Origin of the sequence: Vibrio sp. 10N.286.51.C3, assembly GCF_003050065.1 — a bacterium.
GTDB lineage: Bacteria > Pseudomonadota > Gammaproteobacteria > Enterobacterales > Vibrionaceae > Vibrio > Vibrio crassostreae.
Genome location: NZ_PIGC01000001.1, coordinates 140,548 through 152,858, shown reverse-complemented (window position 1 = coordinate 152,858; position 12,311 = coordinate 140,548). Strand labels below are relative to the sequence as shown.

At 44.8% G+C, this 12,311-nt stretch carries 9 protein-coding genes; 4 read left to right on the top strand and 5 right to left on the bottom strand.

Annotated elements, in window-relative coordinates; translation table 11 throughout:
- Positions 1-32: 32 nt before the first annotated feature.
- Positions 33-995 carry an ABC transporter substrate-binding protein gene (locus CWO27_RS00615; protein WP_102479253.1) on the bottom strand — a complete coding sequence of 321 codons (963 nt, stop codon included), beginning with the start codon at positions 993-995 and terminating at the stop codon, positions 33-35.
- Positions 992-1,825: an ABC transporter ATP-binding protein gene (locus CWO27_RS00610; RefSeq protein WP_107898357.1), complete on the bottom strand. Its 834-nt coding sequence runs from the start codon at positions 1,823-1,825 to the stop codon at positions 992-994. Before CWO27_RS00610 ends, CWO27_RS00615 begins: the two co-directional genes overlap by 4 nt.
- A 371-nt stretch (positions 1,826-2,196) precedes the next feature.
- Here CWO27_RS00610 and CWO27_RS00605 point away from each other — a divergent pair, with 371 nt between their 5' ends.
- Positions 2,197-4,101 carry a bifunctional metallophosphatase/5'-nucleotidase gene (locus tag CWO27_RS00605; protein ID WP_107898356.1) on the top strand — a complete coding sequence of 635 codons (1,905 nt, stop codon included), beginning with the start codon at positions 2,197-2,199 and terminating at the stop codon, positions 4,099-4,101.
- Positions 4,102-4,289: 188 nt separating this feature from the next.
- Here the strand turns inward: CWO27_RS00605 and CWO27_RS00600 are convergent, their stop codons facing one another.
- Positions 4,290-4,919 (bottom strand): hypothetical protein, encoded by a 630-nt coding sequence (locus tag CWO27_RS00600; protein ID WP_107898355.1) that lies wholly within the window; start codon positions 4,917-4,919, stop codon positions 4,290-4,292.
- Between the two features lie 542 nt (positions 4,920-5,461).
- Between CWO27_RS00600 and CWO27_RS00595 the strand changes: the two genes are divergently transcribed.
- From CWO27_RS00595 to CWO27_RS00585, 3 genes are read left to right on the top strand one after another with little or no spacing between them, the layout of a single operon-like run.
- Positions 5,462-6,160 carry an ABC transporter ATP-binding protein gene (locus CWO27_RS00595; protein ID WP_107898354.1) on the top strand — a complete coding sequence of 233 codons (699 nt, stop codon included), beginning with the start codon at positions 5,462-5,464 and terminating at the stop codon, positions 6,158-6,160.
- A gap of 8 nt (positions 6,161-6,168) precedes the next feature.
- Complete coding sequence (locus CWO27_RS00590; RefSeq protein ID WP_107898473.1) at positions 6,169-8,703, top strand: ABC transporter permease; 2,535 nt, start codon at positions 6,169-6,171, stop codon at positions 8,701-8,703.
- Positions 8,703-9,836, top strand: coding sequence for a lipocalin-like domain-containing protein (locus tag CWO27_RS00585; protein WP_102478662.1), 1,134 nt, complete (start codon positions 8,703-8,705; stop codon positions 9,834-9,836). The genes CWO27_RS00590 and CWO27_RS00585 overlap by 1 nt, the downstream gene beginning before the upstream one ends.
- Before the next feature lie 150 nt (positions 9,837-9,986).
- On the opposite strand, the gene CWO27_RS00580 is transcribed toward CWO27_RS00585, so the two are convergent.
- Complete coding sequence (locus CWO27_RS00580; protein ID WP_107898353.1) at positions 9,987-11,234, bottom strand: hypothetical protein; 1,248 nt, start codon at positions 11,232-11,234, stop codon at positions 9,987-9,989.
- A 209-nt stretch (positions 11,235-11,443) separates the two neighbouring features.
- Positions 11,444-12,232 (bottom strand): AraC family transcriptional regulator, encoded by a 789-nt coding sequence (locus CWO27_RS00575; RefSeq protein ID WP_048661047.1) that lies wholly within the window; start codon positions 12,230-12,232, stop codon positions 11,444-11,446.
- Between the last annotated feature and the right edge of the window lie 79 nt (positions 12,233-12,311).

The following is a 12,311-nucleotide window of genomic DNA, read 5'->3' as shown; positions in this document are numbered from 1 at the left end:
AATAATAAGGTTTCATATAATAACCTTCCCGATCACTCAGAAACGAACGCTTCTGCAAGTTTCTCAATGGCATCGATATTGGCAGGCCCAGGGGTGAGTTGCTCATAACGCAGTTTGACATAGCGACCAGAAGTGACCGCATTGGTGTATTTCATTAACGGATGGGCTTCGAGGAAACGTTGCAACGAATCGGCACCACTCGCCGATTGGTAATCCAGAAGGATAATCACATCTGGGTTTTCACGAGCGACATTCTCCCAAGAGGTTCGAGCCCAACTAGCTTCCATATTGCCTGTGATATTTTGACCACCAGCAGCTTCAATCATTGCGTTTGGCATTCCGTACTTACCCGCGGTGAAAGGCTTGTCTTCACCCGAATCAAACAAGAACACTTTTGGGCTCGGCTTACCTGATGCTTTTTGCTTTTCTGCTATTTTTTCAACTCTCTCTTTCCAGTTTTTCACCAAAGCCTCGGCCTCTGCTTGCTTGTCGAAAATAACGCCTAACTTTTTCATATCGCCATAAAGCAGATCCATTGTCGCGCCTTCTTTTTGGTCTTGGGTATGAATGCAACTTTCAGAGAGCACTAAGGTATCAATCCCGTATGGCTTCAGTGTTTGAGGCGTCACTTCACCACCTACTTTCATTCCATAATTCCAGCCAGCGAAAAAGAAGTCAGCATCAGCAGCAATCAATGTTTCTAATGAAGGATACTTAGGTGCGAGCTCAGGAATATCACCTAAACGTTCTTCAAACGAACTCGACATCTTGTACCACCCGGTAATACCCGTAACGCCCACCATCTCCTTTTGAAGACCAAGAGCAAACGCCATCTCGGTCATATTGATGTCGTGTACAACCACACGCGAGGGCCGCTTTTCAATGGTCAGTGGGCTCCCACAGTTATCAACCGTCACTGGGTATTGAGTGCTTGTCGCATGCGCAAAAGAGAAAGGTAAAAGAAACAAAAGACTGGAAATTACAGGCCACTTCATTGGGCTGCTCCTATTAAAGAGTGATTAGAAAGAGTTAAGTGAGTTGATGCAGCTTCAAAATGATGGATGGTGCTGCATATAACAGGATGATTGAACGTAAGAACCCGCAATCCAAAAACAGGGATCATGTATCGGTCTCGCATCACGGTATCTGGGGCTGAGAACGCCACCATTTTTTGGTCTGACATCAACAAGACTTTGTCGGCGAATGGCGCTACCAAAGGTAAATCATGCAACACCACAACAGACGCAATGCCGCGTTGTTTAATTAGGCTCAGAAGTTCAAGACGAGCGAGAGGATCAAGGTGGTTTGTGGGTTCATCTAAGAGTAAAAGCCTCGGCTCTTGTGCAAAGGCGCGAGCAATACTTGCACGTTGCTGTTCACCACCGGATAGCTCACCAAAGCACCGCTGGCTTTTGTGAATCAGCCCAACATCTTGCATCGCCTGCTGAACCGCTCGTTTGTGCTCTTTTGCACTACAACAAAATGTATGAGGAGTTCGGCCTAAGCCAACATATTCAGCAACACTCAAACGAGGATCAACATGCTCATGTTGAGTAACCACCGCGACTTGTTTGGCTATCTGCTGCCGCTCAAGGCTTCCAAGCGGAATACCAGACAACATCAACTCACCCGCGACGGTTTTGTATTCGCCTGTAATGCCTTTCAGCAAACTGGACTTTCCACTTCCATTAGGCCCAATGATGGCAACGCATTCACCGTCGTTCACATCAAATGTCACGTCGGAGACGGCTCTCCAGTTAGCCAAGCCATCAGCGCAGAGCCCGCGCACAGACAATACAGGTTTATTCAAATTCCCACCGAACATCCAAAAACAACACTTATTGTTATGTTATAACATAACAATAAATTAAAGGTATAGTTATTAATAGAAATATTAAGACCGCTCTAAGAAGTAATGGGAATGGCGGGATAACCCAATCACCTTAAACAAAGACAGAAGTGCTTACGGAAATTGATTCACTGAGAAAGTTTGATTCAAGGAATTGAGTATTGAGAACGCAGTAAAGAGTTGTAATGCGTTTCTCCATAATTTAAGTGGTTACGAGATGGTCATGAATCACATTTATTTGAAACATCAGTAAGTTATATCACTATAAATATGACACTGATCACCCATAAGGTAATCTCGATTCTATATGGTAGCGTCATACTTAAAACCACGATGCGAACATACTTATGAAAAGACACATACTATCAAGCGCCATCCTACTCTCTCTAGCCTTTCCCACCTTTGCAGCTGATGGCGACATACACGATGTCACGATACTGGGTACTTCAGATATTCATGGTCATTTTATGGCGTGGGATTACGCGGCGGATAAACTCAACACTCGTGGTAGCTTGAGCCAAATCGCGACCAAGGTTGGTGAGATCCGAAAAGAGCAATCTAACATTATCCTTGTCGATGCTGGCGACACCATCCAAGGCAACTTCGTAGAAACCTTCAAAGACGAGCCCGTTGATCCAATGATGCTTGGCTTTAATCACATGAAATACGATGTGTGGGTTTTAGGTAACCACGAATTCGACTTTGGCCTTAAAACCCTCAACAGAGCCGTTACCCAATTTAAAGGGCAATCTCTCGGTGGCAACATCAAGAACAAAAACGGAAACCCATTCTTACCGGGTTACACCATTCTAGAACGAGGTGGTATTAAGATCGGCGTGATCGGAATGGATACCCCAATGACGGAGGTCTTTGCGCAAGGTACAAACCGTTTAGAAGGCGTCACTTTCACTAATCCAACCTTGGAAGTGAAGAAAATCGTCAAAGAGATTGATGATAAAGTGGATGCCATCGTATTGGTTGCCCATATGGGGATTGAAAACGAGAATGACATTGCCGACACCGGTGTCACCGACATTGCCAATGCAAACCCAGAGCTCGATGCCATCGTCGCTGGCCACATGCACACTCGCATCGATAAAGCCGTTGTGAATGGCGTTATTATTACTGAACCCGACAAATATGGCCGCGCCCTATCTCGTATCGATCTTCAATTTGAAGAGCGCGATGGCACATTCACTCTCGTCAACAAAGACAGCTTCACCTGTAAAATTAAAGGTATAGATTCTGACGAGAATATGGACGAGTTATACCAGCCTTATCACAAACAACTCCGAGAAATGGCGAATCGACCTGTCGCTCAGCTTACCGGCGTTGATTTAGTCCCAGAAAACGAAATCCGCGGTATCCCTCAAGTCCATGTTCAAGACACAGGCATCAGTGCGCTATACCAAGAAGCGAGCTTCTTCTATGCACCCAAAGCCAATGTCATTGCACTTCAAATAGACAACGACAATGCAGAGCTCGATGTTGGCCCAATCAAAGCCAAAGACATCGCGTACAACTACCAATACGCAGGTGGCGAAATCACTGTCTACCAGATGACAGGCAAAGAGTTAAGAACCTACATGGAATGGTCTGCGGGCTACTTCAACTCAGTGCAACCCGGTGATGTGACCTACAGCTTTAACCCTGAACGCAGAGCTTCAAAATACTCAACTAATGACTTCTTCGCGGGCGTGACTTATACCATCGACCTCACTCAGCCTGCAGGTACACGCATCACCAACCTCGCGTTTGCAGATGGCACACCGGTTACTGATCAAACAGAAATCCGTATTGGTATGAATAGCTATCGAATGGGTCATCTAACCAAGAAAGGCGGCGTGCTAGAAGGTAAATCATTCCCTGTACTCTTTGATACGGAAGCAGAGTATGGAGAAGAAGCAGGCACAATCCGTAATATGACCATCAAGTATCTTAAAGAAGAAAAGAACGGTCAGTATGAAGGTAAAACTCAGCAGCGATGGGCACTTTCTGGTTTAGAGAGCCGTTACAATGAACAGCGAGAGATCGTAAAGTCATTGATTAATGATGAAACCATATCAATCCCGACCAGTGACGATGGCCGCTACACAAACATCGCTTCTATCAACGTAAAAGAACTGATGTTCAAATCTGACGAAACCAAACAAGCAGCCATAACCACACGCGAAAAGAAACTGGCGCAGGCGACTGAGCAAGAGGGTAAGCAAATCAAACGCGAAATCACTCTGATCAAAGCGCTCTATTAACCCTGACCTCAAACCAATAACGACTTAACGACGCTTAGAGCGTGGTTAAGTCGTTGTCATTCCCACCCTACAACATCACATCTGTACTGAGTAAACGGTGATATTCGATGAATGAGCTGAAAAGGCTAACTCGTAGTTGGTAAAGTACTATGAGTTAAAAATCAGCCTGTCACTGTTTTTAGAAATGTTTAATTTGAGTAACAAGATTTTATGGATGCTAAAAGCAGAAATAATTTCAAGCAATCAGTTTTATTGTACGAGCTCTCTCTGCGACCATGGGCTGAAACATGTCTATTTAAAGTAATGTCGCATTCACTAGCATCGAACCGCATCGGTGAAAACAGTTCCTCAGTTGTGTTTGCGATCTGAAAAAGCTTACTCTTTAGACCTAAGTGTAAAGCTTCAGAACTTTCTCTTTTTCTAATTCCAGAAACGTAGCGAATATTATTGTATTCACCTTTGTTTGCAAGATGCATTAACGCTGATTCGATGATACTAAATAAACTCGGTATACAAATATTATAAAAACCTAAATTAAACGATTTGATAGATTCGATTAACATGTCACTGTAAGGTGGGATCAATAGTCGAGTTTCTCTTTCTAACTCAACTTGTAATAATGATTCAAAGCGCTCAGTCAATAGCTCTTCTATTGCTTGAACTTCACTTAGCTCATGTTCCCGTATGTAATCAAACAGTTCATTTTCTAAAGTTTCGGAAGTAATACACCAACCTTGCTTTCTTAATTCATCACTTCCGCACCATATTGCTTGATCTAAAACTCGTTGAAATAGCTCGATAACATAATGTTCATTCATCTAAATTTACCTAACAGATAATTTCCATACCGAATGTAAAATCTTCATCCCACTTCGTAGTAGATTGATTCTACTAAAATTTCTTACTTCATTAAAATCTCTTATGCTATTTTCGAGTTTTCAGCACCTCCAGTATAAACTTTTCTACATAGTGATATGTTCAAGAGCTACCGTGCAAGATTGCAACTAGATCAGAGTTATTTGAGTGCTGCTAGATAGGTATAATTTCCCCCGAGATACAACGCGAGGATTCACAATGAACAGCATTAGAAGAATGGAACAGGAACAAACTAGAGAAACAGCACGAACCGTCTGACGATAAATTCAAAGCCTCCTCGGTGACTCATAGCTCCCACTAACATCTGTATTCCTCCTCACACTGATCTATTTCCCTCTTTTCGCAGTACAAGTTATTAATAATTCGATATAAATCGCTCTATTGTTTGAGATTTTTGTCTACAGTTTTATAGAGCTTGTCGCTTCGGTAATTGCCACAAGTAACGACACCTTTTGATGGTTAGTTTTGGTTATAAGGAAAGGAAATGGAAAGCCCAATTGTCACACTCACACATGCCAACAAAAGCTTTGTTGATGGCAAAGATACCCATCACGTACTGGAAAATGTCGACTTCGCTTTAGCGACAGGGGCAAGCGTGGCTTTGACAGGGGCGAGTGGCAGTGGAAAGAGTACTCTGCTTAACATCATTGCGGGGTTTGAGCCTCTATCCGGTGGCGAGTTGTGGCTCGATGGCGAGAACTCATTAGATTGGAAAGATCCACAGTGGAGCCGATTCCGCCATCAAAAACTAGGCGTTATCTTTCAGCAGTTCAACTTGTTAACCCCACTCAACGTAAAACAAAACATCGCCTTCCCGCTCCATTTGAATCAACAGAAATGGAGCGACTGGTGCGATTATTTAGTTGACGCATTGGGCATCAGCGAGCTACTCGAAAGACATGTATCCGCACTCTCTGGCGGTCAGCAACAACGAGTCGCAATAGCGCGTGCGCTAGCCCATAAACCCAAACTATTGCTTGCCGACGAACCCACAGGTAACCTCGACCACAAAGCAGGCATTGAGGTAATGAAGCTGCTGAGTGAAATCATCACACAAGGCAACACTGCGGTGCTTTTGGTTACGCACAGCCCAGAATGCGCCAGCTTTATGCAGACAAAATTGGTGTTAGATGATGGTTGTTTAAGGAACGCGGATCTAACCCCAAGAGCAGCAGCGTTGTGAGTAATCCAATGAAGCAAACTGGCTTCGCTCAGAACCAGCTCACCCATACCAAACTGACTCTGAATCTATTCGCGGCACACTATCGTCAGTCACCATTGCAAGCCGCAGCGATTCTGATCGGCATTGTGCTTGCGGTCACCTTGTTTGTCGCGGTGCAAGCCATCAACCTCAATGCCAAGCGCAGTTATGCAGAATCGACCGAGCAACTTAGCGCTCAAGCGCAGAACCTTATCATTCCACCACCAGGGCAAAACTATTTGCCGGAATCGCTCTACTTCAGCTTAAGACAAAGTGGATTAAGCGCTGCGCTACCTGTAATTGAAGGACGAGTAAGAGACGAACAAGGCCGACGCTGGTCAGTTCAAGGCAGTGAGCTAATCGCCGCCCTCACTTCAAGAGCTCGCCACGCTCGCATCGACGAAAAAAGCAATACTCAAGCCAAAGAGCCAAACATTTCCCTGTTCGACAATGCCTTACCTTTGCCGCAACTCTTAGCGGGAGAACCCATTGTGATGATTAGCCAATCTCAGCACCAGAGTTTGGACGAAGTAGACGCACTCACTTTGGATGAAGTGCTCACTCAAGTGGTAGTGCTACCAGATGAATGGCAGCTCGGTAGCAGAATGTTGATGGATATTGGGTTCGCTCAGCAACTGCTTAACAAGCAAGGGCAACTGAGCTACATCGCTATTTTTGACACTAAGAGCGACACGAACAGCAATACACAGGATAAATGGCAAAGCCTTATTGGCGAGCAAGGGCAATGGATTTCCAACAACCAAAGCACAGATCTCGGTTCAATTACCGATAGCTTTCACCTCAATCTCACCGCCATGAGTTTGTTGGCGTTTTTGGTTGGCCTATTCATCGCTTACAACGGTGTGAAATATAGTCTGCTGAAACGTAATCGGCTGTTGGTGCAAATTCAACAAGCCGGCATTGCGCCAAGCATCGTATTTTCAGCTCTGTTAGTCGAGCTGACTCTTTTAGTCACACTAGGCGCGTCGCTTGGTTTCATTTTCGGCATTCAACTCAGCCATTGGCTACACCCAACCGTCGCGATAACGCTTGAGCAACTTTATGGTGCAACACTGCTTCCCGGCACATGGCAGTGGCAATGGTTAGTGCAGGCACTGCTACTCACGCTGGCCGCAACGCTTGTCGCGTGTTGGCAGCACTTTAAACAGCGCGTGCGACAACCCCTCTCTTCCCATGGCGGTTTCTATCAAGCGCCGGAAACGTCTAACGAAAATCAGCTGTTTGTTATCGGGTCAGTATTAACTATTCTAGCGTTAGCAGGGTTATGGATGAGCGAACATCACCGCCTCACCATGGCATGGCTCGGTGTGTTAGTGGTGTCGATTCCTTTGTATTTGCCCAAAACGCTCAGCGTGCTAGCGAACTGGAGCGAAAAACGCACCCAATCGGGGTTAATACAATATCTGTTCGCTGAGCTGCGTGAACTTATCTCCCCTCTCTCCCTTGCCATGATGGCGTTGCTTCTCGCTGTCACCGCCAATATCGGAATGAATACCTTAGTCGGCAGCTTTGAATCCACGTTAAAGCAATGGCTTGAACAGCGCTTACATGCCGATATTTACGTTAGCCCTGCCCAAGGTGAAATCGCGAATGTCGAACGTGCGTTAGAGCAGTTTGAAAATGTTGAAACCGTTTATAAGCAATATTATGTCGACGATAACTTGCAGGGTTTACCGACTTTGCTCGGCACTAAAGACAAAGACACACTTGAGCAAACCATGGTGTTCCAATCCCACCTTGATGATTTCTGGACGCGCTTTTACCAAGGTGAATTCGTGGCAATCAGCGAACCTACGGCAGTGAAGCTCGGCTTGTCCCTTGGAAGCCGACTCAAGCTCGACGCGATCCAAGACAAAACACTCATCGTCGGGGCGATTTTCCACGATTACGGCTCACCGAATGGCGAAGTGTTACTTTCACCTAATTTATGGCTCGAAAACGGATTTACTGATTTACCCACCAGCTTGGGAATCAAAGTTTCTGGCGACCCACAAGTGGTGTACGAACAGCTACGCCAACAACTCAATCTGCACCCAAGTCAGCTTTACGATCAAGCACAGATCAAATCGATCGCTTTAGATATCTTCTCACAAACCTTTGCTATCACTCGGGCGCTTAATGGCGTCACTTTAATGGTGGCGGTGATAGGGTTGTTCTGCGCCTGTTTCATGTTGCTCGATGCACGCAAAGCCGCTATTGCAAGGTTGTACGCGCTCGGTGTTAGTCAGAAAAAATTGATGGCGATGGTGGTCGGGCAAATCGTTGTTCTGGTCGCCTTCACTCTGGTTATCGCCTTACCACTCGGCGCTATGGTCGGTTATGTGTTGACGGACATCGTTACCCTGCGCGCCTTTGGTTGGAGTTTAAATTATGTATGGAATTGGAGTGACGCATTCAGCATCGCAGCCATCACCATTTTAGTGGCTGTGTTTGCGACCTTGATTCCACTGTGGCGTTTGGTCAGCAAACCTGTTGTATCCAGTTTACAGAGCGAGGTGTTGTGATGAATCGAGCAATAAGAGTTTTCGTTCTCACACTAGGCATCTTGTTCCTTTTAGGGTGTGAGGAGTCCACTCAACCATCAGCTCAAAATATGGGTTCGATACTTGGCGCAGAAACACAAACCGACGATGAAACACAAAAAGAGGCTGAGCAATTCACGCCGGTAGTAAAAGGTATCGACATCACCTTCCCTGCCGACCATCAAGCACACCCAGATTTTCGTCATGAATGGTGGTACTTAACCGCAAACTTAATTGATGAAGACGGCAACACTTTAGGCGTGCAGTGGACACAGTTCCGCTTCGCGGCTGCACCACAAGAAAGTGGCAATGGCGCTAAGAAAACCACGTGGCAAAGCCAGCAAATCTACATGGCGCACAGTGCTGTCACCACTAAAGACAAGCACTACGCCGATGAAAAGTGGTCTCGCGATCAAGCTGAACTAGCAGGTGTAGGCAGTTCGCCGTTTCGTGTTTATCTCGATGATTGGCAATGGACGTCGACGACCGATGACCTGTTCCCAGCGACATTAGTCGCTAACTCGGATCAATTTGGATACTCGCTTAAGTTAACCAACAACGCGCCTTATCAAAAGCAAGGCGAACAAGGCTACAGCACTAAAAGTAGCGATGGCAAAGTGGCTTCCTACTACTACAGCCAACCATTCATCGATGTATCAGGCGAGGTAACCATTGATGGAGTCACCCATCAGGTTTCCGGTACAGGTTGGATAGACAGAGAATGGAGCTCGCAATTTTTACTCGACTCGCAACAAGGTTGGGATTGGTTTGCGCTAAGGCTGAGTGATGAAACCAGCTTGGTGGTGTTTCAACTTCGCAACTCAACAACAGGCAAAGCCAGTTACTCCCATGCGAGGTTGATGAATCAAGATGGCTCCGGCATCGCGATTTCACAGCAAGACATCAACTTAACCGCCATCAAGCAAACGGAAATCGATGGACGTGACTACCCAACAGAGTGGCAAATTTCGATTCCGACGCAACAAATTAAACTGACTGTTTCGGCGCTTAATCCAAATGCGAAAATGCCACTATCGGTTCCCTATTGGGAGGGGCCAATCGTGATTAAAGGTTCTCATTCTGGATCTGGCTATATGGAGTTAACTGGGTATTAAGCCAAAGGCATGATACAAACCAACCTCATATGCGAGCGGTTCATTTATAAAAAGAAATGGATGGTACGAAAAGTAGCCGAGCACAGTTAGGCTTCTGCGTTCGGCTATGGTTTCTTTAATCAGATAAGAGCTTAAGCTCCGGTAGCAAATCTATTTTGTTAAATCGGCTTTGATTTGATCGACTTGATTCGCCAAAGAGGACTCTTGGAAATATTCACTGTGTGTTTTTCCTAAGTACAACTTCTTATTGGCTACTCGTTGATCCAACTTGTCTTTAACAATAGTGCCTTGTGCCAACTTGTTATTTAATTCAAGTGCAATTGCAGAACTGTCTGAGACTTTACTTCCTTTCGTATCGTAATAACGAACTTGGCTGATGTTCGTATCAAATGGGTCGCAATAAGCTGCACCTAAATCACCCTTTTCAATAATACTGTTGTATTGCGCTTCGCTGATTGGCGTCTCTTTATTTGATACGAACTGGCTCCCTCGAACACACCAGTTGATTCTGGTGCCAATACCTGGGAAATACGCCGAAATTAAGTTAACGGCATAGTAGGTTTCTGGATCTGACAGGTTTGGTTTTGCATATCTATCAATCACCTTACCGCCAACCACTTGATATTCGACTTCGCCATTATTATAAGACTCTAAAAAATAGCTATTTCTAAACATCTTGCTGAAACTGACGTTATCAACAGAACGCCCACTGTCGGATGTGAAGCTTTTCAGTTGCTGCTTATGTTGAATGCTACCTGTTGTAATGTTGGTCACTAAACCAACCACTGTGTTTTTCGCAGCGTCACTTTGCCAAGCCGTATAGTTACTTATATTTTGTTGAGGTGTATTTGTAGTCGCATCGGCATCAACACTGTACTTGTAACTAAGCTCGGTAATGTCTTGTCCTACTTTATTTACTTTGGCATAGGACTTGTAACGACGCGCTTCGCAATCTTGAAAGTTTGCATCGTAGTAGAAGTAGCTGATCCAATCTTTTGCTTCGATAGCTTCGGTGGTACCAGCTGAGTAATCTACAATCCCGTTTGCACCATAAACACCATAGAAACCTTTGAGATCTTTTTCTTGCTTAGCAGATAACCCTTTATTGAACTCATCATCCCAACCAATACTGTAAATATTAAATAGGTTCAGAGCCTTAATACATTCTTTGATATCGGTACTGCCTATAGCATTAGCTGAATACATTACAGGGCTACTATAAAGGTTTTTTGCAACATCATCTTTTGGATCAGCTACACTGCCTAATGCCGGGGTTATGGACATTTGAGGCACTACGGTTTTAGTCTTTTGAGGTGGTGGCGCAGCGCTATCGCTACCACCACCGCATGCTGAAAGTGTTACAACTAATACTGATATGGTTGGGATAATAAACTTCAAATTTTTCCTCGGAATTTTGAGCAAGTGATTATATAAATAATCACTCAAATACGAAAAAAAAACTAAATGCCTATATAACCAAATTCAAACCATTGAAGAAATAGACGTGTATATCCGCTACCGAGACCTAATTTAATCTATTAATAACAAAAACTTAAATATAAAAAGAGAAGTAGCCGATTATTGACACGTTTGGCAAAAGAAACCAATCACAACAAACGGTTCTTGTACTGTTCTGGCGTTTGGTTCGCGTAACGTTTGAACATGGTGATAAATGGGCTTGCTTGGTTATAACCCAATGTAAGAGCGACCTCTTTGACCGATTGGCCGTTTCTTAACAAGTCCATCGAGTACAGATAGCGGACACGCAATCGCCACTCTGTAAAGCTCATTCCAAGCTCCGTCTGGCAGTGGCGAGAAAGAGTTCTTTCCGTGGTGTGAACACGTTCAGCCCAATCTTTCAGCGTCACTTCGTCTGTTGGGTTTTCTTCAACAGATGCCAATATAGGCGCTAGGTACTTATTGTCGGTCGAAGGTAAAAAGTGGTGTTCAACCTCACGTTGCGCAAGTTGGTCAAGCAGTACCTGGACAAGCCTTTGATCTTGTTCTGTTTCCGCAACATTTATTCCACGCTCGCGAAAGTCATCGATGATCGAAGACACAATCGGCGTGATCTTTATAAGACTGGTTTTTTCTGGCAGATGTTGCGTTAGCTCTGGGGCGATATTTAGCGAACAGTAGTCCAAAGGCTTACGGTTATAACTGCAATGCATCACCCCGGCCGGTACCCAAATCGCCAAATGTGGTGGCGCTAGAAATCGGGTGCTTTCCGCTTCCATCTCTAATATACCGCCACTGATCAACTGGACCTGTCCCCATGAGTGGCTATGAACTCGAGTTTCAGTGTTCGAAAGAAACGCTTCAAAATTCATAAATACGTTGGATGGTGCCTTATCAATTGATAAGGATGGATGAAGGTTTCTGGACTGTTTTTTCAAACTTGTCTTCCTATCGCGCCTGATGTCTTTATAAAGATACTTGTAAGTATAACGACCTGTCAAACTAGCCGCATCAACT